This is a genomic window from Desulfonauticus submarinus (assembly GCF_900104045.1).
GTDB classification, from domain to species: domain Bacteria; phylum Desulfobacterota; class Desulfovibrionia; order Desulfovibrionales; family Desulfonatronovibrionaceae; genus Desulfonauticus; species Desulfonauticus submarinus.
In genome coordinates, this window is record NZ_FNIN01000010.1 from 20,027 (window position 1) to 43,894 (window position 23,868).

The window sequence follows — 23,868 nt, forward strand, 5'->3', positions numbered from 1 at the left end:
TGAGTATGTAAGTGGTTATTTTTTTAAAAGCGACTAGCTTGAGTGCACAAATAAGTATCTTAATTTTTTGGACATTGTTTATTTGGAGATAATACTATGCAAAAGCGACTTTTGGTGTTGGGAATAGGAAATATTCTTTTAAAGGATGAAGGAGTTGGAGTATTTGCTGTTAAAGAACTGTTAAAGGAATCTTGGCCCAGCAATGTGGATATTATTGATGGGGGAACTTTTACCCAAGATTTATTTCATCTCTTTGAACAATATGATCACATCTTGGTTTTAGATTGTGTCAAAGGAGGAAAAGCTCCAGGAACTATTTATAAGTTAGGAAGAGATGACCTACTTTATAATGAAAAACAGTCTATTTCTTTGCATGATATAGACTTGCTTGATTCTCTTCAAATGGTAGAGTTAATGGGTAAAAAACCTAGTTTAACTGTTTTAGGAGTAGAACCTTACGAACTCTGTTGGCATTTGGGTTTGAGTCCAGAGTTAGAATCTGTGTTCCCAAAATTTTTAGAAGTTGTAAGAACAGAAATTAATACTATTTTAAAGGAGTGGACATAAGAGTGAAGGCCGTTCTTTCTGTTTTAGGACAAGATAGACCAGGAATTGTAGCAAAAATATCTTCTTTATTGGCAGCCCTTGAATGTAATATCGAAGATATTAGCCAGACTATTTTACAAGGTGAATTTGCAGCTATTTTTATTTTTTCTTTACAAGATATAAAATGGGATAACATTGTAAATATTCTTAAAAAAGAACTTAGCCAAGATGGGCTTACTGTTAAAATTAAAGAGTTAGCAAAACCTTGTTTTTGGACAAATAAAAAAACAGAGCAATTTATTATTACTGCAATAGGTTCGGATAGAGTCGGACAAATTGCTAAATTAACGCAAATAATAGCAGATTTTAATTGTAATATTTTTAATTTGAAAGCTAGTTATAAAAGCGATACCTATCCTGATAAAATAGTGATGTTTTATGAAATAGAAATTCCTGAAAATATCAGTTTAAAAAAACTAAAAGAAAGTCTGATAGAAGCAGGAAAATCATTAGGTTTGGAAATAATTTTACAGCATAAAAATATTTTTGAAAATATTCATCGTATTTAGTATTTTAGGGGAGATTTATGTTTTCTGAAAAAGAAGTATTATCTACTTTTGAAATGGTAAAAAATGAACATCTGGATGTTCGTACTGTGACATTAGGTGTTTCTATTTTTGATTGTGCAAGCTCAAGTTTAAGTACTTTTCAAGAAAAACTAAAAAAAAAGATAATAGGATATGCTCGCAACTTAGTGGATATATGTGATCAAGTTGGTGAGAAATATGGCATTTCTGTAGTTAATAAAAGAATTGCTATTAGTCCTATAGCGGTGGCTGGGGCAGGTTTTTCTCCTCAGCAAATGGTTAAAATTGCTTTGACCTTAGATGAGATTGCCCAAACAGTAGGTATTGATTTTATTGGTGGATTTTCCGCTCTTATAGAAAAAGGAATTATCAAAGGAGATAAAGCTTTAATAGACTCCATTCCAGAGGCCTTGAGTACTACTACAAGGGTATGCGCCTCTGTTAATGCTGCTTCTTCTAAAGCAGGCATTAATGTAGATGGAGTATGTTTACTGGCAAAGATTATTAAACAAGCTGCTTTTTTAAGTAAGGATAAAGATGGTCTTGCATGTGCAAAGCTGTGTGTTTTTGCCAATATTCCTCAAGATGTTCCTTTTATGGCTGGAGCCTATTTAGGTGTAGGGGAGCCAGAGGCAGTTATAAATGTGGGTGTAAGTGGTCCTGGCGTGGTGAAGAAGGCTATAGATAGGGCATTAGAAGCTAATCCAAAAGCAGATTTGGGCTATTTAGCAGAAGTTATTAAGCGTACCTCCTTTAAAGTTACAAGGGTAGGTGAGCTTATTGGACGAGAAGTTGCTAATAAGTTGGGGGTTAAATTTGGAATAGTGGATTTATCTCTCGCTCCTACTCCTAATGTGGGAGATAGTGTGGGAGAAATTTTTCAATCTTTGGGATTAAAAGCCATTGGTGTTCCTGGTAGTACTGCTTTATTGGCTATGTTAAATGATGCAGTAAAAAAAGGCGGAGCCTTTGCTAGTTCATATGTAGGTGGTCTTAGCGGAGCATTTATCCCTGTTAGTGAAGATTTGAATATTAATCAGGCTGTAGAAGATGGTTATTTGTCCTTGGCTAAATTGGAAGCCATGACTTCTGTCTGTTCGGTAGGATTAGATATGGTTGCTATTCCTGGAGATACATCTGAACAGACATTAGCAGCCATTATTGCAGATGAGTTGGCTATTGGGGTGATAAATAAAAAAACTACGGCAACAAGAATTATTCCTGTGCCAGGTAAAAAGGCAGGAGAAAAAGCTTATTTTGGCGGTCTTTTAGGAGAAGCAACCATTATAGAGGTAATAGAAGGAGATAGTGGAAATTTTATTGCCAAGGGTGGGCTTATTCCTGCTCCTATCCAAAGTCTCACAAATTAAAATAAAAACAGACTGTTTGGCAAATTTAATTGTTTTAAAGAACATGTTGTTGTCCCACTCAGAAAGTTGAGTAAAAATACTTTTTGATCCGTAGGATATTTTTATAAGGGTATTTCTTTTAGTTGAGATAAGATAAAACCAAAAAATGTATCATGTCCAAAGCTGTATTGCCATCCCAAATGACTGTTGCATATAGAACAGAGAACCACCTGCCATTTATAGGGAGGAAACCAACTAAACTCTGAACTCTTAGGACCAATTGTTACATATCCCCAAGCATTGGAAAAACAGCCTATCTCAAATATGATACCTTGAGGATTAAAAAAGGTATGAGTGTGTTGATTATTTATTTCTATTTTGTATTTGGGATAAGTAATAAGATTAGAACATGTTACGCATAAGATTCCTGGCTCTTTTTGAGTAGAGGTTTTTTGTTTTTCTTTTTTAATGAGAGAAGGTTTAAGTGGTTGTTTTAGAAAATAGTACAACATGTTTGAATGCAGAATATGGAATCTATTTTTTTGTAGGTGTGAAATCTTTATTAGCTAATTGTTTGATATAGTTTGCATACTGTTTTTGTAAATTTTGCAAATAGTTTTTATCTATTTTGCCTTTAAAGGTTTTTACAGAAAGAAATCTTTTGGGAATACGTACAGTTAAGGGATTAAAGCCTGTTTTGATTTTTAAATTCCAGCGTTTAGCAGCGATTTGTTCTCCAAGTTGAAATAATTCGCTTTCTGAGAAATTTAAGTCAACAGAGGAAAGGGCTTTTGCTAGAATTTCCAAAGGATAAGCCTTGCGTGCGAATAAACATCCTACGCAGCTAGTCAAGATTACTCGATAGTTTTCTTCTTTTTGAAAAAATTTGAGTGCCTTTTGTATATCTTTGCATTCAGATTCTTGGTCAAAGCTATAGGCCCCTACATCTAAATGAGAATGCCTAAAACCTAAGGCTTGGGCCACAAAATAGTTTTCTCCTGTTGCATAACCTGCCATTTCTTGCCCAAGAACGCAGGCAAAATCTTCTCCTCCTAAGTTTTGAATAGCGTTTTTAAGTCCTTTGCTGAGTATTTGCCAAAAATTATTAGGTGGCGTTCCGAGGTAATCAATGGCTTTAAGGTAGTTTTTAGGTTGGCCAAATTTTAAATTAACTAAAGTTTGTTTAGAGTGAAATAGCTTTTTTTCTAATCCTTCTGTGACATAAGCTAAAAGTACTCCAGAGGAGATGGCATCTAATCCTACTTTTTCTACTTTATCTAATAGTTTTAGTACTTGCTTTGCTCTTTTTATTCCGAGCATAGAGCCTAAGGCAAATATTGGTTCATAGTCGTAAGATACTTGGCGATAGAGATACTCATGTTCTTTTGCAAATTGTTCTCGTAAGATTCCAATATGAATACAGCCTACAGGGCAGCCAGAACAGGCTGCTTTACGGAGAAGAAGTTTTTGAGCAAAAAGTTCGCCTGATATTCCCTTAATACCAGGATCAGAAGTTTTTTGAAGATTATTCCAAGGGAGACATCTAAGTTCGTTTAATGGGATTAGATTTTGAGCAGTACCAATATCATGATATTTATGAACTGCCTTAGTAGTCGTAATTGTATTGTAGATTTGCTGATATAAGTTATTATATTCTTTTAGATTTGAAAGATTTTGTAAACTATAGGAGGAATTTCCGCCAATAATAATGCCTTTAAGGTTTTTTGCCCCAAAAATAGCCCCGCCACCTAGTCGACCAAAATGACGGTAAGTATCTACATTGACACAAGCAATAGCTATTTGATTTTCACCTGCTGGTCCTATACGTAAAATAGATCTTTTTCCTGGAGGTAAAGTAGAAATTTTTCTTAGAATTTTTCCAGTATTAAAGACATCTTCTTGTTTAAGAAAAGGAGTGGAGAAAAAATTTATTTTTTTATCTCCAACTTCTATTACAGATAATTGAGGACATTTTCCTTGGATAACTATGGCATGATAACCAGAAAATTTTATAGCTAAGGCTAATCGTCCGCCTGCATGACTTTCTGCATATTGTTGATTGTATGGGGATTTAAAAGCCATTACCACTTTGCTCATCATAGGATATAAACCTGTAAGAGGACCAATGCTGAAGATAAGAGGTTGTTTGGGATGTTCTGCTGGTTGATTGAAGAGCCCGTATTGTTCATAAAGCCATGCTGCTAAGCCTGATCCACCAAGTAGAGTCCCCTTAGGAGATATGTATTCGATTTTTATTTTTTGGGTATTTAAATTGATAAATAGAACTTTTATTTTGGTCATGTTTGCCTCTTAAAATCGAGATTTAAGGTTGCTTCTTTGGTTTTTCTTTAACATCTACTAAGCTTAAGCAATGATGAGGACAAAAGTTTACACATTGGCCACAATGAAGGCAAAATATTGGTTTTTGAGACTCAGAATCAAAAGTTATGGCTCCGATAGGACATGCTTTAGCACAGTTCCCGCAACCTATACAGTACTTTGATACCAGCATGATCCCCCCACCTTTTTTAGGTTTTAAGGCTTCAGTTGGGCATGCTTCAGCGCAAGGAGGAGGATCGCAGGCTAAACAATATGTAGCGTCAAATCCTGTAGAGAGACCACCTAGAGAGTGAATTTGGATTCCACTTTTTTGCCAAGAAATACTTTTGTGAACCAAGCGGGCACAGGCTAGGACACAGGAATAACATCCTATACATCTCTTCATATCGATAGCTTTTAATCGTTTCATAAATATATCTCTTTTGTTTGTTTTTATTTTGGGGTTATATTTTATTGTTATACAGCTTTTACTTTTTCTAAGAGTAAACTATTGCTTAGTCAAATAGTTAACTGTTGTTTAATGAATTTAAGATTTATATATTTAGAAAATTTAAGCAAATCTAAGCTTAACAGGCGCAAAAAGTTTGGTTAAGGTACGATAAATAAAATTTATTAAGAAGAGGTGATAAAATGCAACTTGCCCAGAGAATATTAGAGGTTCCACCATCTGCAACCTTAGCAGTTAATGCTAAGGCTCAGGAGTTAAAAAAACAGGGGAAAGATATTATTAGCTTAGCTGTTGGGGAGCCGGATTTCTCTCCTCCTACAGAGGTTAAAAACGCACTTTTAGAAGCAGTAAACGAAGAGTTTTTTCAATATCTTCCTGTTCCTGGTTTAACAGAATTGCGACAAGCTGGGGCCAATTATTTTAAACGATTTTATGGCGCAGAAGCTTCTTTTGAAGAAGTTATGTTTAGTAATGGGGGAAAACAATGTTTGTATAATCTTTTTCAGGTGTTACTAAATCCTGGAGATGAGGTCCTAATTCCTGCTCCTTATTGGGTTAGTTATCCGCCTATGGTTCAGTTGGCAGGAGCTGTTCCTAAAATTATTCCTACTTCGTTAGAAAATGACTTTGAACTGACATTAGAAGAATTAGAAAGATCTATTGGCCCTAAGACTAAGATGCTTATTTTAAACTCTCCTTCTAATCCTACAGGAGTAAATTATTCTGAAAAAAAATTAGTTGCTTTGGCTAAATTGGCTTTGGAAAAGGGCCTTTTTGTGATATCTGACGAGGTATATGACCAGTTGGTTTATGCCCCAAGCATTCCAGTATCTTTGTCAAGATTATGGACAGAATATAAGGATCAATTAGCTATTGTAAATGCTTTGTCCAAAAGTTTTGCCCTTACTGGCTTGAGAGTTGGGTTTGTATTAACCTCGAAAAATATTATTAAGGCTATGACCAAACTTCAGGGGCAAAGTTGTTCCAACATTTGTTCAATTGTGCAACGGGCAGCATTAGTGGCTTTGCAAGGAGATTTTAATTTTTTAGATGAAAAGCGAAAATTATTAAGAGAGAGAAGAAATTTGGCAATAAAACTTCTTAATAATTTGGAGCTTGTCTGTCCTCGGCCAGATGGGGCATTTTATTTGTTTCCTGAAATAAAAAAATATTTTAAGGGAGAGATTAAGGATTCTACCTCCTTATGTAATTATTTATTAGAAGAAGCTGGAGTGGCTTTGGTCCCTGGCATTGCTTTTGGAGATGATAACTGCGTTCGGATCTCTTATGCTGTTAGTCAGGAGGTTTTGGTTCAAGCTCTGGAAAAAGTTTATCATGCTTTAAAAAAGATTTAGGTAAAATAAATTAACATAACGTAATTAAAGGATTTTGGAGGAGGGGAAAATGGCTTTTTTGAATTTAGAAGCAGCCTATAAGCATGGTATTGCCCATAATGTAGAAGAACAAACCATTGTGTCTTTAGAGAAACGTTTGGAACAAGAATATTCTAATTTAGATTTTTTGAATTTTAATTATATGTCAGAATTAGAAAAAAAAATAGAAACTGCTTCTCAAATTCAAGAGCGTTATAAAAACATGCTTGTTTTAGGTATAGGCGGATCTGCTTTAGGAGCCAAAGCATTGCAAAAAGCCTTTTTCCCCTTTCAAGATTTACCTAATTATAAAGAAAAATCTCTTTACATTTTAGACAATATAAATCCTAAATTAATGCAGGCTTATTTAGAAAAATTAAATCCAAAAGATACTGTAGTTGTTGTTATTAGCAAATCTGGCTCTACTATTGAAACTATTTCTCAATATTTTTTGGCAAAAAAATGGCTAAAAGATAATTTGCCAGTAGAATATAAAGAACATATTTGGATTATTACTGACCCTGTAAAGGGATTTTTAAGGAATGAAGTGGAAAAGTATGGTTTTTTTAGTTTTGATGTTCCTCCTAATTTAGGTGGAAGATTTTCTGTTTTATCTGCTGTGGGCTTGGTTCCTTTAAATTTTTTAGGCTTAAATTGGAAAGAGTTGGTTAAAGGGGCAAAGAGTGTTGCAAATTTTGGTTCCTTGGCATCGCATCCTGCTTTTTTATTAGCAAAGTGGGCTTTTAATCTTATGCAAGTAAAAACAGAGTTAATATTTTTTAACTATCTTGTTGGCTGGGATTTTTTGGGAGATTGGTTTGCTCAACTTTGGGCTGAGAGTTTAGGAAAAGATAATAAAGGGTCTATGCCCATTCCCGCAGTGGGAGTGCGAGATCAACATTCTTTACTTCAAATGTTTATGCAAGGTCAGAATAATAAAGGTTGTCTGTTTCTAAAATTTAGGAAAATTAGTTCTAATATAGTTTTAGATTTTGATTTGCCAGAACAGTGGGATTTTTTACAGGGAAAAGGATTGGCAGAAATTTTTCAAGCAGAATGCTTAGGTACTTTAATGGCTTTATCTTCTAGAATGCCTTTAGTTGAGATAGAGTTAGAAGGCCCAACAGAATTAGAAGCAGGGAAAATAATAATGCTCTTAGAATTTGCTACTCTTCTTACTGGTTGGTTGCTTCAGATAAATCCTCTTAATCAGCCAGGAGTAGAAAAATCAAAACGCTTGGCCAAAGCAAAATTAGGAGCCAAAGGATTTGAAAATGAAAATAAAGAATTAGAGAGCTTTCTTTCTAAGAAAAGGTCTGCAAAGATATATGAATTTTAATGCAACCTATTTTATTTTTTATTTAAATTATTTGAATAATTTTAGAGAATACACTTTTTATTTGAGTAATATTTTTAGAGTATTAATTAAGTCAAAAAATAAGGAGATAGAGTGAGACTGTTCCGACCTGATCCTGCCCATCCTTTTCAAATCGCTCGCTTTTTATCCTTTAGTTCTTTTGTGCTTATTTTAGCTACTGCGTTAATTTTGGTAATTTTTATCTCTAATTATGCTAGAGAAATATTTTTTAAGAAAAATACCAACTTTGCCTTGCTTTTGGCAGAGAATTTAAATCATCAAATTTTTCAACGTTTTACTCTGCCAACACTTTTAGGTTTTGGGAAAATAGAATTAAAGGAACCTACTCAATATCAAAGATTGGACCAGGTTATAAAGAGCACGATTCATAGTTTTCATGTGCTGGAGGTTAGAATTTATAATAAAGAAGGAGAGGTTTCATATGCTACTAAAAGTAATTTATTGGGTAAGAAGCTTTTATCTAAACAGGATATTACGAAAACAGTAAAATTTAGAAAACATTTTTTTGTATTGGAAAAGAAGGTTTCAAATATAAAAGCAATGTTTACCTTAAACTTTCCACCCCAATCAGTAATTTTGAAAACAGTTTATCCTTTAAAGGCAGAACGGACTTTTGGCTTAAAACGTGAGCCTATTATGGGGATTTTAGAATTTAAACAAGATATTAGTAAAGATTTTGAAACAATTGTTTATTTCCAATGGCTTATTATAGTTTTGTTTATTTGTTCTTTTTTGGTCTTATATTTACTTTTAAGAGGTATTATAAATAGGGCTGAAGTGCTTTTATTAGAGAGATTGAGAGAAAAGGAAAAATTAGAAACAGCCTTACATAAGACAGAAAAATTAGCAAGTATGGGGCGTATGGTTTCTGCTATTGCTCATGAAATTAGAAATCCTTTAGGTATTATTCAGAGTACAAGTGAATTTTTATATAAAAAATTTGAAAAGGAAAATGACTCTAAAGCCAAATTTTTAAAAGCTATTTTTGAGGAAGCAACAAGGCTTGGAAGAACTGTTAGTGATTTTTTAGATTATGCTCGACCTAAGGATCCTAGACAGGAAGAAGTAGATTTAAAGGAACTCATAAATAAAGTTTTTTCTTTTTTAGAACAAGAACTTAAATCAAAACAAATAGACATATATTTTGAAGGTAGAAGTTTTATTTGCATAGGAGATAATGATCTTTTGTATAGAGTGTTTTATAATCTTATTTTAAATAGCATTCAGGCAATTGGTAAGAAAGGTTGGATTAAGGTTATTTTTAAGTCTTTTGAAAATACAGTGGTGATACAAGATACAGGGCCAGGGTTTGAAGATAAAATGATAGAAAAATATTTGGAACCTTTTTTTACAACTAAAGAACAGGGTACAGGTCTGGGACTAGCAATAGTTCAAAATATCTTAGAAATGCATGGTGCTAAATTTTCTTTGCAGAATCACAGTCAGGGCGGTGAAGTTAGAATACATTTTAAAAGGTGTTAGAAATAGAAAATTTGATTTTGTGTTGGAGAATAACAAATAATTTAGAAGGTTGCGGTGGGAGATAGGCATGAAAGGACATGTATTGGTAATAGATGATGAGAAGAATTATCTTTTGTTACTTGAGGCCTTGTTAAATGAGGAAGGTATAGAAGTTACAGGCCTTAGTGATCCTGAGATGGCATTAGATTTTTTGGAAGAATCAGAAGTTGATGTTGTGGTTACAGATATGAAAATGCCTCGTTTAAGTGGGCAGGATATTTTGGAAAAGGTAAAAAAAGATTTTCCGCATATTCCTGTGATAATTATGACAGCTTTTGGTTCTATTGATGGAGCTGTAGAAGCTATGAGATGTGGAGCTTTTGATTATTTAACTAAACCGTTTTCTAATGAAGAGCTTATTTTAGTAGTAAAAAGAGCGCTTAATTTTGCCCATATGGAGCAGGAAAATGTTTTTTTAAAAGAATCTTTGGTCCAAAAATATGCTAAAAAACATGTTATTGGGAAAAGTAAAAAGATACAAACAGTTTTACATCTTTTAGAAAAGGTAGCTCCTAGCAAATCTACTGTGCTTATTTTAGGAGAGTCTGGCACAGGTAAAGAACTTATTGCGAGGGCTTTACATTATTCCTCTCCTAGATCAAAGGGGCCTTTTGTTGCCATAAACTGTATGGCTTTAAATCCAGCCCTTTTGGAGAGTGAACTTTTTGGCCATGAAAAGGGCTCTTTTACAGGAGCTGTAGCAACTAAAAAGGGAAAATTTGAGCTAGCCAGTGGGGGAACTCTTTTTTTAGATGAGATAGGAGAGCTTTCTCCAGAGATACAAGTAAAACTTCTAAGGGTATTGCAAGAAAGAAAAATTGAAAGAGTGGGGGGAACTAAAAGTATTCCTGTGGATATTCGTCTGGTATGTGCTACGAATAAAAATTTAAAGCAAGAGGTTGAAAAAGGAAATTTTAGGGAAGATTTATATTATAGACTTAATGTGGTAGAGATAGAACTTCCTCCTTTAAGAGAGAGAAAAGAGGATATTCCTTTATTAGTAGCTTATTTTGTAAATAAAATTTGTGAGCAAAATAGCTTGCCATTAAAGCACTTTACTCCAGAAGCTCTTGAATATCTAAGTTTATATGATTGGCCAGGGAATGTTAGGCAACTAGAAAATGTAGTAGAACGATGTGTTGTTCTTTCTTCTTCTGAACAGATAGGGGTAGAAGATTTGCCTTCTGAGGTAAAAGATGAAGAAACTCAGCTTAAAAGTGCAGTAGATTTATTACCTCTTAGATTAAATTTGGCTGAAACCTTAGAAAAAATAGAAGAGGCTTTAATTAAACGGGCATTAGTAAAATCTAATTTTGTTCAAGTTAAGGCAGCAGAAATGCTGGGTATTTCTAAAAGTCTTCTTCAGTATAAAATAAAGAAATATAACATTTCTTTTTAGAGTATTTTGATTGGTGTTAGAAGAAAAAGCAGCGTTATATCGTTTATTAGATTATATTTGTTCTACTAGCGGTGAATGGGAAGTTGTTTTTAAAACTCTTCTAAGATCTCAAAATCCTTGTTTTAAAAAAGATTGTAATTTAAACTTACATCCTCTTATTTCTTCTTTTATCCAACAAAAATTACTTTATTCTCATCAAGCTGAGGCCCTTTATCACTTAGGATTAGGCCATAATATATGTGTAGCCACACCTACAGCAAGTGGAAAGTCGCTTATATATAACCTTGGGGTTTTAAACGCATTTACTTTAGAGCCTAGCACAAAAGCTCTTTATATCTTCCCTTTAAAAGCATTGGCCCAGGATCAAGCTAAAAAACTGCAAAATCTAGCTAAGACTATAGGCCTTAAAATTAAAGTTGAAATTTATGATGGGGATACGTCTTCTTGGAAAAGAAAAAAAATTCGGGAAAATCCTCCTGATATTCTTATTACTAATCCTGAGATGCTTCATTTAGGCATGTTACCACATTTTCATTTATGGGAAAATTTTTTTAAATATTTAAAGTTTATTGTAGTAGATGAAGTACATACCTATAGGGGAATTTTTGGTTCTCATTTAGCATGGGTGTTTAGACGACTTAAAAGGCTTTGTAATTATTTAGGTACAAATTTTCAGTGGATTTTTTGCTCTGCTACAATTGCTAATCCTTTGGAATTAGTGTCTCAGTTAACAGATATATCGCCAGTTTTAATTAAAGAAAGTGGTGCTCCTAAGGGAGAGCTACACTTTCTAGTTTTGCGCGGTTTATTTAATCCTGCTGGAGCGTGTTTAAAAATGCTTCAGCAAACAAAAGAGCTAGGACTTCGAACTATTGTCTTTACTAAATCTCGTAAAATGACAGAATTGATTAGTATGTGGGCATCTAAAAGACAATCTAAAGTTGTCCCATATAGAGCAGGATTTCTACCAATAGAAAGAAGAAAAATAGAAAACAGTTTATTTTCTGGGGAGATAAACACTGTTGTATCTACTAGTGCCTTGGAATTGGGAGTAGATATAGGTAAATTAGATGTCTGTGTGTTAGTTGGATATCCTGGCTCTATTATGTCTTTGTGGCAGAGGATAGGAAGGGTTGGTAGAAGTGGTAGGCCTAGTTTAGTGGTTTATTTAGGGCTTGAAGATTCAATAGATGAGTATTTTTTACAACACCCAAAAGAACTTTTGACTGCTCCCTTGGAAAAGGCAGTATTAAATCCTTTTAATCCATATATATTAAAACAACATCTTATGTGTGTTTTGGCTGAACATACTTTAAGTAGAGAAGAGATAAATAAAAATGGAATTGCTCAAACTTTAGAAGAATTATGGCAAGAAGGCAGGATTTTGCGGACGCAAACAGGAGATTTTGTATCTAAAGAAAAAAATCCTCAAAGAAAAATTAATTTAAGGGGGATAGGAAAACGGTATAATTTATTTGAAAATAATAAATGGATTGGAGATATTGATGGATTTAGAGTTTATAAAGAAACTCATCCAGGAGCAATTTATTTGCACGCAGGAGAGGAATATTTGGTGGAGCAGATTGATGAGGAGCACAAAGTAGTTATTTTAAGAAAAATACGCTCTACCTATTATACTAGAGCAATAGTGGAAAAACAGACTACTATTTTAGAAATCAATAGGCAACAACAGTGGGACAATTTTTATATTTTTCAGGGAAAGTTACAAATAACAGAACAAGTAATAGGATATGAAAAAAGAAAAAAAGGATTAAATTTTTTACTTGGAAAAGTAGACTTAGACTTACCTAAAATTGAATTTGAAACACAAGGCTTTTGGGTTAAAATACCAGAGAATACTAGATGTCTTGTTGAGCAACAAAATTTTCATTTTATGGGTGGTATTCATGGGTTAGAACATCTTTTAATTGGTTTATTGCCGTTAATCCTTTTGGCAGATAGGAATGATTTTGGCGGTATTTCGACTCCATTTCATCTTCAGGTTGAAGACGCAGGCGTGTTTATTTACGATGCTTATCCTGGAGGAGCAGGTTTAAGCGAACAAGCTTTTGAGCAAATTAAATACTTATTAAAAAGAGCATCTAAAATGTTGTTTGCTTGTAAGTGTGAAAATGGGTGTCCTAAATGTATTCAATCGCCTAAGTGTGGTTCTGGGAATAGACCTTTGGATAAAAGAGCTACAAAAGTTATCTTACAAGATTTATTGAAAATAGTCTCCAAAAATATTTTAAAAATTCAAAAAATTGAAAAGGCAAAAGCAAAGAAAGTAAAAGTTAAGGTTAATTTAACTAAAAATTTTGCTGTTTTGGATTTAGAAACAAAACTTTTAGCTCAAGAAGTGGGAGGATGGCACAAAGCCCATAAAATGGGTATAAGTTGTGTAGGAGTATATTTTTCTGAAAAAGATAGTATTATTTTTTTTCAAGATTCTGAATTACAAAAATTATGGGAGCTTTTATTAAAACAGGATTTGATTGTAGGGTTTAATATTCTGGGTTTTGATTTTAAAGTATTACAAGGAAGTTTAAAAAGAAATTGGTATGACCTTCCCACATTAGACCTTTTGTTAGAAATAAAAAAGAAGTTGGGGTATAGGCTTTCTCTAGACCATTTGGCTCAATATACTTTAAATGCTCAAAAAAAGGGGAATGGACTTTTAGCAGTAAAGTGGTGGAGAGAAGGGAAAATTGAGAAAATAATAGAATACTGCAAACACGATGTCTTTTTAACCAAAGAACTGTATCTTTTTGGGAGAAAAAATGGATATCTTTGCTTTAAAAATAAAGCAGGACAAATTGTTCATGTACCTGTGCACTGGAGATAATTTAAGAGCAAGATTGAGTAAGGTAATAACTTACTTGTATTTTGGTAAGAATTCTTCTAAGAAAGAGTAGATAAAGACTTTTACGTTTTTGTTAAAATGGATGATAAGCAAGTAAAACTTATACCTTTAGGCGGATTAGGAGAGATAGGACTTGCACACTGGAGATTTTAAAATAGATTTAAATCCCACCAATAATCAATTTACAGACCTAGATGCTATAAAGAAATTTAGTGATTCTGGCGTAAAATTATTGCTTTCAGATTCTACTAATGTAGAAAGAGAGGGCAGAGCGCTAAGTGAAAAGGAAATATATCAAAGCTTAGAGAATATTTTTGTCCAAGCTTCTGGCCGTATTTTGGTAACATTGTTTTCTAGTCATATCCAGCGGATCCAAGAAGTTTTTGATTTGGCAGAAGAATTTGATCGTAAAGTTGTAGTGAGTGGAAAGAGTCTTTTTGTTAATATAGATTTAGCTAGAGAACTTGGTTTTTTAAAATTTAAAGAAGATACTTATTTATCCATAGAAGATGCTAAGGACTTACCAGCTAATAAGGTAGTTTTACTTCTTACAGGGTCTCAAGGAGAACCTTTGTCTGCCTTAGCTAGGCTGGCGCGGCAAGAGCATAGGCAATTAGAGATTCTTCCAGGAGATTTAGTGATTATGTCCTCTAGGTTTATTCCTGGCAATACTCGGGCTATTACTAGAGTTATCAATGATTTGTATCGACTGGGAGCAGAAGTAATTTATGAAAAAGTAGGAGCAATTCATGCTTCTGGGCATGCTCATAAAGAAGAACTTAAAGAAATGATATATACAGTGTGCCCTGAATATTTTATTCCTATTCATGGGGAGTATCGTCATCTGGTAAAACATGCTCAATTAGCTGTAGAGTGTGGAATTGACAAAGATAAGGTGTTTGTTTTGGAAGATGGTCAAAGTGTGATATTAGAGTCTTTAGGCTTGAAGTTAGAAGAAAGGATTACCTTAGAACCTGTATATGTAGATGGAAAGGGAGTAGGAGATGTAGGGCATTCTGTTTTACGGGATCGTCAGATTTTAGCAGGCGAAGGATTGGTTATTTGTTTGTTGATTTTAGAGAGAGAAACAGGAGAGCTTCTTTATGGCCCAGAGATTATTTCTAAGGGTTTTGTTTTTGAACAACAGTTCAGCCATATTTTAGAAGATGCCAAATGTATTATTTTAGATGTATACGAAAATACCCCTCCTTTTGAGACCAAAAAACTAGAAGATAAAATTAGATCTGTTCTACGAAAGTTTTTTCGTCGTATTTTAGGACGAGATCCTGTTACAATACCAATTGTTTTATCCCTTTAGATTATAAAATAGGCTTTTTAAACAAGAATTAGCTTTATTGAAATGTAGTGTTGGAAGGTGTAATTTTTAGTCCTTTTTTGGTTATTTCTTTAATAAAAGGGTTCTTTTTTTGAAATTCTTTTCGCGAACAAGGAATAATTTCTAGATAAGAGCTAATTTTTAGAATATATTTTCTAATTTTTTTCTTATCTTCTATTATATCGCCTTGAAATATTGGAGATACTATTAATAAGTCTATATCAGATTCTGGGGTATAATTCCCTTTTGCATAGCTACCAAATAAAAATATTTCATCTATGGGTATATTATTTTTTTCTAATTCATTAATAAACTCAAAAATAATATTTTTTATTTTATTTGGGATAGTAGCCATTTATAAAAATCCTTAATTTTTTCGAAATAATAATTTGTAAAGTCTTCAGTGCATTTTTTATAAAATGAAAATTTATAGTCAGGATAACGAATTGCAAGATTAAAATCATTTACCTCATCCAAAAATAATTTTTGTTCTTCTGTAAGCTCAAGGTCAACCATTTCTGCTAATCTTAGTAAATTATGTAACTTAGGAGGCAATTTATTATATTGTTTAACAAAATATGCTTTTAAAATTTTTTCTAATACTAAATGGGCAATAAAAAGACACCAGTCATATTTTTTGTTTTGAAAAAGGGTATCAGCTACTTCTAAATCATGTTCTGCACTTTTTATCCAATAATTGATATGTTGTCTTTTTTTCATTTTAAAATTTATTAATTAAAATGGCGCATCATCCATACCTGCTACTTCAGAGGGAAAAGTAGGACCAAGGTCTTCCTCTTCTGTTTGTTCTGGAGCAGGGGCGGTAGCATTAGGAGAAGTCGTGCTAGTACCTTTTGGGTCAAGAGCTTGGATTCTGGAAGCAATAATCTCTGTAGTATAACGAGTTTGTCCTTGTTGGTCTTGCCATTCTCTGGTTTGGAGTCTTCCTTCTACAAAAATAAGTCTGCCTTTACTTAGATAATTGGCACAAAATTCTGCTTGTTTGTTAAAAACCACAATTCTATGCCATTCTGTTTTATCCACTCGCTTCCCATTTTTATCAGTATAACCTTCATCAGTGGCCAAAGAGAAATTTACCACTGGCATCCCCGATGTTGTATAAGCTAGTTTTGGATCTTGTCCTAGCCTGCCAATTAAAAATACTTTATTTAAGCTAGCTGCCATTTTTGCCTCCTTGATATTTTAAGGATACCCTATCTCTTTTACTGCTTCTTCTGCATTGTCAAGGACATCTTCTATTTGATAGGATATTTCATTTGCATTTTTAGATTTCCAATTGGATAGTGCATCCTCCAATTGAGTGCAAAGTATATTTAATTTATCTATATAAGGTGTTAGGATATTCTTTAATTTACTATTGAGATCCTCAGAAAATAATACTTTTTCTTTTACTTTCTGAATCAACTCAAGTAGTCCAAATTCTTTTTTATTATAAGCATCATCTGTTGCTATTTTATAAAGAGTTGGCCAATTTTGGTTTATTTCCTTGGGATCAAAAGTATAAGCAATGACCCTTATTTGTAGAACTTTACCCAATATTATTTTCCTCCCACTCGCTTTGTACTTTTATTACAACTTCTTTAATTTTTTCTAAATCTTCTTTTGGACATATGCCAAAAAGGATATCTCCACTATTTAAACTTTGCCCTTGTTTAAAATATACAATGTAAATAAGCCCTCTTGGGCCTTCATAAGAGATATATGTCTCTCGTTTCATTCTGCTTAAAATTAATACTTCTTCTCCTGGAGATAGCAATACATTTTGACAACCTTTGGTTTTTATTTTTTTATCAATTTCAGGCAAAAAATAATATTTTCCTTTTTCTGGTGCTCTAAATAGAAACAATGTTTGTTGTAAAATAAGTTCTATGACTTCTTTTTTAGTGAGATAATGTTTTATTTTTAAAAGAGGGGTTCCTGCTTGAACAAAGTCTCCATCTTTTAATTCTGCTAATTCGCTTATTTCTCCTTTTTCAGGGGCAAAAATGGGTTTTTTGTTATTTTCTCTAGTTAAGTAGGCTAATAAAGTCCCTGGTTTTTCTTTATATTTTCCACTAGGGCCATTTACAGCACTGCCTGTTTTTTTTAGAACAAATTCTATGTTTCCTGAATGAGGAGCTGTAATTATAATTTCTCTATAAGGATTTTCTCTTATTTTTTGTAATAGCTCTGATATATTTTGTTTTTCCAAAATCCACTCTCCTTAATAATTTTTTGAATTTTTGAATTCAATGAACAATCTTATATTTTTATTGATAATATAGACGCCTTCCCCCCATGGTTAGCAAGGCCTGATAGAGGTTATCTCGCATTTGGCGTCTATCCCAAATGCCTTGAATATGTCCTCTGCTTAAAGCGTGATAAGCTTTGTGATAGTCTGGCGGGATTTCTATTCCAGTAGTTTCTTTAATGACTCCTGGTCCTGCAAAGCCAAGGTTAGAAGAGCGAATAGCAAATTGATAAGGAGAACATCCCAAAAAACTGGCCACAGGACCTGCATATGAATTAGTATCATATACTACTATATATAACCCACCTTCTTCCAAGTATCTTCGGATAGCCATAGTACATCTTGGCATTTGGATAACACCATTTGTGCCTTCCTGAATACGAATGCCTGCTGTGCCGTGTACATAAGCAATGAAAGGTCTATATTTTAGGTTAGCTCGTTCTACTGCGCGTATAAATTTTTCCCCTTCAGCAGCTCCTACTGTACCACCTCTAAACTTGGCCATAAGTACAGCGACTACTACTTCTACTCCTTGAATAGATGCTTCAAAAGTGAGACAAGCACTTTTATGTCCTGTTTTTTGCTTTGCTTGTTTAAGTTTGTGGGAAAACCCTTCAAAATCTAGAGGATTGCCAGCCTCAATATGGCTATTAAATTCATGAATAGAATTGGCATCAAAGACATTGTATAAGTACCATTCGTGTTCCATAGGAAAATGATGTCCACAATAGGCACATACTCCTGCTAGGTCACCAAATAAATCTGGCGCCCATTGATCCAGACATCCCTCTTTTTCTGCGTTTGGACAGGTAATAGCTTTATCTATTTTTGCTTGAGGACTTGTATAGGTTTGAGTTGGTTTTTTTTCTTCTTTCCATTCAGAAAGGCTTACCAATTCACAAACATTATTTTTTCTTTTTCGATACCAAGGGATTTTACAAAGAGTATAAGTTAACTTTTTTTGTAATCTACCAACCAAGGCAAATGCTTCTCCCTTTATATCTTCTGCTAATTGGGATATTTTTTGTTGATGGCGTTTAAAAAAGTCATAGCGTAATAAGCCATATACAGTCCATAATAATGCTTTAGTTTCTTCTTGAAGTCTGTCAAACCAGCCACTATTGTCAATATAAGCATGTTTGCTCATATTTCTAAATTTTTTGTATCTTGTTTCTAATAATCTTTGTTTAGCCTTAGAGCTTAAATTCCAGCGGACATAAATATCTGGGTTTTTAAGTTTTCTTAAGGCTAAAGATCGAAAAAGACTAATTCCTCTTACTTTTAAGACTACTTCATCAGTGGCTTTTATTACTTCATTCCTAAGAGTTTTAAAAAAATCAAAATGTTCTGGTCTTGCACCTAAAGGAGGTTCTTTAATTATTCTATCTATATATCCCATTACTAGATTATCATCTGCAGTAATTTTTAATTGAGCTGCACATTTTTCAATAAGTTCTAAAGAGGCTTTGTTATTTCCTCGAATTTTTCCTTCAATAGCAGCGGCTCCTTCTGGGGAGATTACAGAATAATAACCATGAGACAACATGAGACGCATATCTGCCAGAGCAATAGCTTCTGCTCCTCCTGATCCACCTTCAGAAAAAACAGCAACAATAGGTACCTTTATCCCTGCCATTTCATACAGATTACGGGCAATTTGTTGAGCAGCTCCAGGATAGTCTTCTATAGGGTATGCCCCTGGAGTAAATACATAAGTATGAATAGGAATATTTTCTCGTTCAGCTACTTTCATATATTGCAAAGCTTTAGCATTACCCCAGGGTTTTACAGAGCCTCCATTTCTAAATTCTTCTCCATGACCTTTTTCTTGTCCGATAACCATAACAGGTTGATGATAGACCTTATTTCCTACTTTTCTAGTAATATATGCCCTAGCTATGAGCATAGAGGGATCTATACTATATTCATCTTGTCCCCCTATTTCAGTATAGTTGTCGTACACATTTTCAAGAATATCTTTGAGACATATCCTCTGGGGATGACGAACTATACGGACTTTGTCCATAGGTGTTAGTTGTCTGTCTAATTTATTTTCTAAAAAGGAGAAAAGATCTTTTAAAGAAGAGAGTTTTTGCCTGCATTCATTAAGAGTAAGCTTTTTATAGGAAGAAATAAAATCATTTAATTTAGCTTGTAAAAGTAAAATATTTTCATTTTCTTTATGTGCAAAAATATCCTGAATATAATTTAATTTTTCCTCTAAGAGTTGGATTTCTTTTTCTATATCGAGTAATATCATTTTCCCTCTCTCTTAAAATACTAAGATATTTTCTGTTTTTTGTTTAAGAAAATTTAGATTTGATTTAAGATTTTCCTGCTTGTTATTTTTACCTTCCAACACCACTTCATTTAAAAATTTAAGTCCGTTTTGTTTAGCTTCTTCTAGATTTTCTCCCCAGACAATGGCCAAGGCAAGATTGGGATCATAGTCTGTGGGAATTTCATAAGGTCTATCTTGGGGCACATGAGAAAATACTTTAAGCCAGGGATAGTTGGGCCAAGAAAATTTTTCAATTGTCCCCACCCACGGAGCAAAATTATCTTCTGGAGATTCTGCAATTATACGATATTCTATGCCGACACCTGTAAAGGAGATGTCTTTTTGAGAATAGCCCAACTTTTCTCCCAATCCAAGGCGGATCTGCTCGGCAATAATATCTACTTCTTTCCCTCTTACTCTAGAAATTACAGCAGAAACTCCATTTTCCACTTGTATTCTTGTATTAACTTCCATTAGAAATGGTTGACCAGTAGGGCTGACAATCCATTCCCAAGTCCCTACGTTGTCATACCGTACATGTTTGGCCATGCGGACGGAGTATTTGACAATATCTCTTAGGACTTTGGCTGCATCAAAGGCATAAGAGATAGTTTTAGGATAAAAACCAGGAGCAACTTCTATTCGCTTTTGCCTACCTGTGGATTGGATAGTGCAATTGCGTGTTCCAAAATGGACCACATTGCCATATCTATCAGCTACTATTTGTACCTCTAGATGGTTAAAATCAAAAACTCTTTGTTCAATAAGTACACCATCATTGCCAAATTGTCTTTGGGCATAATTCCTAAGACGCCTCAGCACGCTTCTAAATCTATCTAAATCACCTACTTCTTCAATTCCCATTCCACCGCCGCCAGCAGAAGCCTTAACTAGAATAACAGGATATTCAATACCTTGTTCTTTTTGGAAATTAAACAGGTTTCTTGCTAACTCCTCTGCTTCTAAATCATCATAAATGGGTCTATCTGAACCTGGGACAGTAGGCACATCTAATTTTCTTGCTAGACGTTTTGTGTTAATCTTATCTCCAAGTTCTTTGATAATTTGCCAATTAGGGCCAATAAAGATTAGAGGGCGTGTGCGCTGAACAGCACGTCTGGCAAAGCGATAATTTTCTGCAAAAAAACCATATCCTGGATGAATTGCAGTGGCTTTACTATGATCGGCTACTGCAAAGATTTCATTGGCGTCTTGGTACGAGCTTATTCTGTATAAACTTTTTTCTCCGCCATATTTTATGGCTAATTCGCAGTGGAGAGAGTCTTTGTCTTCGGCTGTATAAACGCATACAAACTCATGTCCTAAACGTCGACAAGCCTCCATTACGCGAATGGCAATTTCCCCGCGATTAGCAATCAAAACTTTATGTGTTCTCATTATTTTCCTCTGACTCCTTTGCCTTTTGTTTTATTTCTGAGATTCTTCTTTTTTGTTCTTCTAATACCAATTTATCTAAGAGCATTTCTTGTTTTTTTGTTAGGTTTAGAAACTCACAGGCAATATAATCAGTTTTTTTCCTAACAATCCTGACTTCTCCTTCAAGAATATCTTTATTTTCTGTGAATAACGTAAAAGAGATTATTTGATTTTCTTGTAAGGTTATATTTTGCCCAGAGGGAAGCCAAAAAGAGAGACCCACGCTGCTAAGATCTCTTACTGTATAAATTTTATTGTCTATTTTTATTTTTAAATCCTCAGCTTTAACTCTAAATGCCCTTCGTTTGGAATGATAAGTAAATTTAACCTCAAAATCGTCTAAAAAATCGCTCATGGTTTTCTCCTTGAGTTAGGGAGCAATCATTTTTTCTAAGACAAACTCTACTCTACGATTTTTAGCTCTGTTTTCTGGAGTATTATTAGGATAAACAGGATTTAAATCTGCAAAGCCTGTGGCAGTTAGTCTTTGGGGTTCAATGCCTAAAGAGAGTAAAAAACGTAAAACATTAATTGCTCTTAAGGCAGAAATTTCCCAATTATCTTTAAATCTTCCTCCTGGTTTAGGGGGAATGTTATCTGTATAACCTACGATATTTATCTTTTGATCTGGGTGTTTGATAAAGAAATCTTTTAATTCTATCAATGTTTTTTTGCCTTGTTCTGTAAGTTCTACTTGGCCTGGTGCAAATAAAACTTGCGCAGGCAAACGTAAAATGATTTTGCCTGATTCTAGATAAGCTCCTACAATTCCTTCTAATCCCTTTTCTGTATAAAAATATTGAAGGTCTGAGAAAACTTTTTTTTGTCCCTCTATAATTTCTCTGTATTGACGAATTTCATCTACAGACACTCCTGCCCCTTCTGCTCCTAGTGGTATTTTTAAAGTGCCTTTTTCTCCTTTTCCTAATGCTTGACGTACAGATAAAATAGTTTCCTTAAACACTTTTTGATTTAGGGTAGACATAGAAAACAATAAAATAAAAAACACTAACAATAACATAGATAGATCTGCAAATGTTGTTAGCCATGGTTGAGGCTCTTCATTGTCTTCTTTTAAAAATAAATCATCTTCGATCATATTTTCTTTCTCCTGGTGCTACAAAAGAAGATAACTTTTCGTAGACAAAAGTTGGATTGTTATTTTCCAAAATACTTTTAGCTCCTTCAAAAATAATGTTGAGGTGAAGTATTTCTTCTAAGGTTCTACTTTTTAATTTTCCTGCAATAGGAAGAAATAATAAATTCGCCATGATTGCACCATAAAAAGTAGTTAAAATGGCTACTGCCATTGCAGGTCCAATAGCAGCTGGATCTTCCAATTTAGTTAGCATTTGGACAAGACCAATTAACGTTCCAATCATTCCAAACGCAGGAGCATAATTCCCCATTTTTTTAAACACATCTTGAATAATAGAATGACGATTTTTTAAAGAGGCGATTTCTATTTTTAATGTTTCTGTAATAAGATTAGCATCTGCATTGTCTGCAATAAGTTGGCAGGCCTTTTTTAATACTTTATTGTCTGTTTCTACGTGTTCTAAAGCCAAAAGGCCTTCTCTTCTACTGATTTCTGCAATTCGGACCATTGAATTAACTACTTGATTAGGAGTAACTTTTTTACGCGTAAATATATGAAATCCTGCTTTAAGTGCCTTAAGAATATCAGAAATAGGAAAATTAACGCATGTAGAGGCAAAAGTCCCACCTAAAACAATCATCATTCCAGGGATATTAATAAATATATCAACTGCTCCCCCTAGAAAAATAGCCCCAATTACCAAAGAAAAGCCTATAAAAATGCCGAAAAAAGTTGCAATGTCCATAATTTACCTTTAAAAATATTGGTTTAAGTTATATAAAAACATACAAAAATCTATACCATGGTGGGAGTTATTATGCAAAAAGAAAAAATATTCAAGTCTTATAAGTGGTTACTTAAAAAAATATCTATTTCTCCAGAAGTGGCAATAGTTTTAGGAAGCGGTTTAGGAGAATTTACAGATAAGTTGGATATTGAAAAAGTTTTTGATTATTCTGAAATTCCAGAATTTCCTATTTCTACTGCTCCAGGACATGCTGGCAAATTGTTTGTTGCTAAATTAGGAGGTAAAAATGTTTTGGTATTTTCAGGGAGATTTCATCTTTATGAAGGCTATTCTCCTTTTGATATTGTGTATGGATTGCGTGTTGCTAAGCTTTTGGGAGTCAGTAAGTTAGTTTTGACTAATGCTGCAGGAGCGTTAAATCCTCTTTTTGAGGCGGGTGAGATAATGCTTATTACAGATCATATTAATTTTACAGGAGAAAATCCTTTAGTAGGAAGGAATTTAGAAGAGTTTGGTCCTAGGTTCCCTGATATGAGTAGAGTGTACTCTAGGCGACTTCAAAATTTGTCTTTGGAAATAGCATTAGAAATGAAGGTTGTTTTGCAAAAAGGAGTTTATATTCAGGTAAAGGGTCCAAGTTTGGAAACACCTGCAGAAACAAGAGCTTTTAGAAGATTGGGAGCTGATGCTATTGGGATGTCAACAGTTTTGGAAGCCATAGCAGCCAAACATATGGGTATGGAGATAATTGGATTTTCTTGTTTAACTAACAAAAACTTGCCGGATTGCATGCAAGAAACAAGTGAAGAGGAGATATTGGAAATGGCAAGAAAAACAAATAAAAGACTAGGAGAGTTTTTACTTTCTTTAGTTGGTGATGTAAGATTTTAATTTTATAATATCAAAAGGAGG

The 23,868-nt window shown here is 33.7% G+C and carries 22 protein-coding genes and 1 pseudogene; 10 read left to right on the forward strand and 13 right to left on the reverse strand.

The window, feature by feature from the left end; genetic code table 11:
- The first annotated feature begins 96 nt into the window (after positions 1–96).
- The 3 genes from hysD to BLP60_RS08140 are packed head-to-tail and all read left to right on the forward strand — an operon-like array spanning position 97 to position 2,503.
- Positions 97–567, forward strand: a complete 471-nt coding sequence (gene hysD / locus BLP60_RS08130) for a NiFeSe hydrogenase maturation protease (protein ID WP_092065862.1) — start codon at positions 97–99, stop codon at positions 565–567.
- Positions 568–569: 2 nt separating this feature from the next.
- A complete protein-coding gene (locus BLP60_RS08135) occupies positions 570–1,115 on the forward strand; it encodes a glycine cleavage system transcriptional repressor (RefSeq protein ID WP_159427715.1) in 546 nt (181 codons plus the stop codon).
- Between the two features lie 17 nt (positions 1,116–1,132).
- On the forward strand, positions 1,133–2,503 hold the full coding sequence (locus BLP60_RS08140; RefSeq protein ID WP_092065866.1) for a PFL family protein: 1,371 nt from the start codon (positions 1,133–1,135) through the stop codon (positions 2,501–2,503).
- Positions 2,504–2,604: 101 nt separating this feature from the next.
- Here the strand turns inward: BLP60_RS08140 and BLP60_RS08145 are convergent, their stop codons facing one another.
- Genes BLP60_RS08145 through BLP60_RS08155 form a run of 3 tightly spaced genes read right to left on the reverse strand, consistent with a single transcriptional unit; the run spans position 2,605 to position 5,231 of the window.
- Positions 2,605–2,994 carry a cereblon family protein gene (locus BLP60_RS08145; RefSeq protein ID WP_092065868.1) on the reverse strand — a complete coding sequence of 130 codons (390 nt, stop codon included), beginning with the start codon at positions 2,992–2,994 and terminating at the stop codon, positions 2,605–2,607.
- 22 nt (positions 2,995–3,016) lie between these two features.
- Positions 3,017–4,783: an aldehyde ferredoxin oxidoreductase N-terminal domain-containing protein gene (locus BLP60_RS08150; protein ID WP_092065870.1), complete on the reverse strand. Its 1,767-nt coding sequence runs from the start codon at positions 4,781–4,783 to the stop codon at positions 3,017–3,019.
- Between the two features lie 22 nt (positions 4,784–4,805).
- Positions 4,806–5,231, reverse strand: coding sequence for a 4Fe-4S dicluster domain-containing protein (locus BLP60_RS08155; RefSeq protein ID WP_092065872.1), 426 nt, complete (start codon positions 5,229–5,231; stop codon positions 4,806–4,808).
- Positions 5,232–5,452: 221 nt separating this feature from the next.
- Between BLP60_RS08155 and BLP60_RS08160 the strand changes: the two genes are divergently transcribed.
- The 6 genes and pseudogenes from BLP60_RS08160 to BLP60_RS08185 all read left to right on the forward strand — a co-directional run.
- The gene (locus BLP60_RS08160) at positions 5,453–6,625 is read left to right on the forward strand and encodes a pyridoxal phosphate-dependent aminotransferase (protein WP_092065874.1); all 1,173 of its coding nucleotides are present in this window, start codon (positions 5,453–5,455) and stop codon (positions 6,623–6,625) included.
- 49 nt (positions 6,626–6,674) lie between these two features.
- A complete protein-coding gene (locus tag BLP60_RS08165; RefSeq protein ID WP_092065876.1) occupies positions 6,675–7,982 on the forward strand; it encodes a phosphoglucose isomerase-related protein in 1,308 nt (435 codons plus the stop codon).
- A 111-nt stretch (positions 7,983–8,093) separates the two neighbouring features.
- A complete protein-coding gene (locus BLP60_RS08170) occupies positions 8,094–9,503 on the forward strand; it encodes a sensor histidine kinase (RefSeq protein ID WP_092065878.1) in 1,410 nt (469 codons plus the stop codon).
- Between the two features lie 67 nt (positions 9,504–9,570).
- A complete protein-coding gene (locus BLP60_RS08175; RefSeq protein ID WP_092065880.1) occupies positions 9,571–10,941 on the forward strand; it encodes a sigma-54-dependent transcriptional regulator in 1,371 nt (456 codons plus the stop codon).
- A gap of 13 nt (positions 10,942–10,954) precedes the next feature.
- Complete coding sequence (locus BLP60_RS08180; protein ID WP_234970977.1) at positions 10,955–13,786, forward strand: DEAD/DEAH box helicase; 2,832 nt, start codon at positions 10,955–10,957, stop codon at positions 13,784–13,786.
- A gap of 151 nt (positions 13,787–13,937) precedes the next feature.
- A pseudogene (locus BLP60_RS08185) lies at positions 13,938–15,122 on the forward strand (ribonuclease J); the annotation flags it as partial.
- 34 nt (positions 15,123–15,156) lie between these two features.
- Here the strand turns inward: BLP60_RS08185 and BLP60_RS08190 are convergent.
- From BLP60_RS08190 to BLP60_RS08235, 10 genes are read right to left on the reverse strand one after another with little or no spacing between them, the layout of a single operon-like run.
- Positions 15,157–15,495 carry a nucleotidyltransferase domain-containing protein gene (locus BLP60_RS08190; protein ID WP_092065886.1) on the reverse strand — a complete coding sequence of 113 codons (339 nt, stop codon included), beginning with the start codon at positions 15,493–15,495 and terminating at the stop codon, positions 15,157–15,159.
- Complete coding sequence (locus BLP60_RS08195; protein ID WP_092065888.1) at positions 15,471–15,860, reverse strand: HEPN domain-containing protein; 390 nt, start codon at positions 15,858–15,860, stop codon at positions 15,471–15,473. The genes BLP60_RS08190 and BLP60_RS08195 overlap by 25 nt, the downstream gene beginning before the upstream one ends.
- Positions 15,861–15,875: 15 nt before the next feature.
- Complete coding sequence (locus BLP60_RS08200; RefSeq protein ID WP_092065890.1) at positions 15,876–16,325, reverse strand: single-stranded DNA-binding protein; 450 nt, start codon at positions 16,323–16,325, stop codon at positions 15,876–15,878.
- A gap of 18 nt (positions 16,326–16,343) precedes the next feature.
- Positions 16,344–16,697 (reverse strand): hypothetical protein, encoded by a 354-nt coding sequence (locus BLP60_RS08205; RefSeq protein ID WP_092065892.1) that lies wholly within the window; start codon positions 16,695–16,697, stop codon positions 16,344–16,346.
- On the reverse strand, positions 16,690–17,352 hold the full coding sequence (locus BLP60_RS08210; protein ID WP_092065894.1) for a biotin/lipoyl attachment domain-containing protein: 663 nt from the start codon (positions 17,350–17,352) through the stop codon (positions 16,690–16,692). The genes BLP60_RS08205 and BLP60_RS08210 overlap by 8 nt, the downstream gene beginning before the upstream one ends.
- A gap of 58 nt (positions 17,353–17,410) precedes the next feature.
- On the reverse strand, positions 17,411–19,651 hold the full coding sequence (locus BLP60_RS08215) for a carboxyl transferase domain-containing protein (RefSeq protein WP_092065896.1): 2,241 nt from the start codon (positions 19,649–19,651) through the stop codon (positions 17,411–17,413).
- 12 nt (positions 19,652–19,663) lie between these two features.
- On the reverse strand, positions 19,664–21,070 hold the full coding sequence (locus BLP60_RS08220; protein ID WP_092065898.1) for an ATP-binding protein: 1,407 nt from the start codon (positions 21,068–21,070) through the stop codon (positions 19,664–19,666).
- Positions 21,057–21,464, reverse strand: a complete 408-nt coding sequence (locus BLP60_RS08225) for a PilZ domain-containing protein (RefSeq protein ID WP_092065900.1) — start codon at positions 21,462–21,464, stop codon at positions 21,057–21,059. The genes BLP60_RS08220 and BLP60_RS08225 overlap by 14 nt, the downstream gene beginning before the upstream one ends.
- A 15-nt stretch (positions 21,465–21,479) precedes the next feature.
- Positions 21,480–22,208, reverse strand: a complete 729-nt coding sequence (locus BLP60_RS08230) for an OmpA/MotB family protein (protein WP_092065902.1) — start codon at positions 22,206–22,208, stop codon at positions 21,480–21,482.
- A complete protein-coding gene (locus tag BLP60_RS08235; RefSeq protein ID WP_092065904.1) occupies positions 22,195–22,953 on the reverse strand; it encodes a motility protein A in 759 nt (252 codons plus the stop codon). Before BLP60_RS08235 ends, BLP60_RS08230 begins: the two co-directional genes overlap by 14 nt.
- 72 nt (positions 22,954–23,025) lie before the next feature.
- Here BLP60_RS08235 and BLP60_RS08240 point away from each other — a divergent pair, with 72 nt between their 5' ends.
- The gene (locus tag BLP60_RS08240; RefSeq protein WP_092065906.1) at positions 23,026–23,847 is read left to right on the forward strand and encodes a purine-nucleoside phosphorylase; all 822 of its coding nucleotides are present in this window, start codon (positions 23,026–23,028) and stop codon (positions 23,845–23,847) included.
- Positions 23,848–23,868 lie beyond the last annotated feature (21 nt).

What these genes read in the sequence shown, in the direction of transcription:
- BLP60_RS08215 (WP_092065896.1), bottom strand. Translation starts at nt 19,651, where the DNA reads ATGATATTACTCGATATAGAAAAAGAAATCCAACTCTTAGAGGAAAAA.
- BLP60_RS08230 (WP_092065902.1), bottom strand. Translation starts at nt 22,208, where the DNA reads ATGATCGAAGATGATTTATTTTTAAAAGAAGACAATGAAGAGCCTCAA.
- BLP60_RS08190 (WP_092065886.1), bottom strand. Translation starts at nt 15,495, where the DNA reads ATGGCTACTATCCCAAATAAAATAAAAAATATTATTTTTGAGTTTATT.
- BLP60_RS08160 (WP_092065874.1), top strand. Translation starts at nt 5,453, where the DNA reads ATGCAACTTGCCCAGAGAATATTAGAGGTTCCACCATCTGCAACCTTA.
- BLP60_RS08235 (WP_092065904.1), bottom strand. Translation starts at nt 22,953, where the DNA reads ATGGACATTGCAACTTTTTTCGGCATTTTTATAGGCTTTTCTTTGGTA.
- BLP60_RS08220 (WP_092065898.1), bottom strand. Translation starts at nt 21,070, where the DNA reads ATGAGAACACATAAAGTTTTGATTGCTAATCGCGGGGAAATTGCCATT.
- BLP60_RS08200 (WP_092065890.1), bottom strand. Translation starts at nt 16,325, where the DNA reads ATGGCAGCTAGCTTAAATAAAGTATTTTTAATTGGCAGGCTAGGACAA.
- BLP60_RS08240 (WP_092065906.1), top strand. Translation starts at nt 23,026, where the DNA reads ATGCAAAAAGAAAAAATATTCAAGTCTTATAAGTGGTTACTTAAAAAA.
- BLP60_RS08165 (WP_092065876.1), top strand. Translation starts at nt 6,675, where the DNA reads ATGGCTTTTTTGAATTTAGAAGCAGCCTATAAGCATGGTATTGCCCAT.
- hysD (WP_092065862.1), top strand. Translation starts at nt 97, where the DNA reads ATGCAAAAGCGACTTTTGGTGTTGGGAATAGGAAATATTCTTTTAAAG.
- BLP60_RS08150 (WP_092065870.1), bottom strand. Translation starts at nt 4,783, where the DNA reads ATGACCAAAATAAAAGTTCTATTTATCAATTTAAATACCCAAAAAATA.
- BLP60_RS08155 (WP_092065872.1), bottom strand. Translation starts at nt 5,231, where the DNA reads ATGAAACGATTAAAAGCTATCGATATGAAGAGATGTATAGGATGTTAT.
- BLP60_RS08225 (WP_092065900.1), bottom strand. Translation starts at nt 21,464, where the DNA reads ATGAGCGATTTTTTAGACGATTTTGAGGTTAAATTTACTTATCATTCC.
- BLP60_RS08195 (WP_092065888.1), bottom strand. Translation starts at nt 15,860, where the DNA reads ATGAAAAAAAGACAACATATCAATTATTGGATAAAAAGTGCAGAACAT.
- BLP60_RS08140 (WP_092065866.1), top strand. Translation starts at nt 1,133, where the DNA reads ATGTTTTCTGAAAAAGAAGTATTATCTACTTTTGAAATGGTAAAAAAT.
- BLP60_RS08175 (WP_092065880.1), top strand. Translation starts at nt 9,571, where the DNA reads ATGAAAGGACATGTATTGGTAATAGATGATGAGAAGAATTATCTTTTG.
- BLP60_RS08145 (WP_092065868.1), bottom strand. Translation starts at nt 2,994, where the DNA reads ATGTTGTACTATTTTCTAAAACAACCACTTAAACCTTCTCTCATTAAA.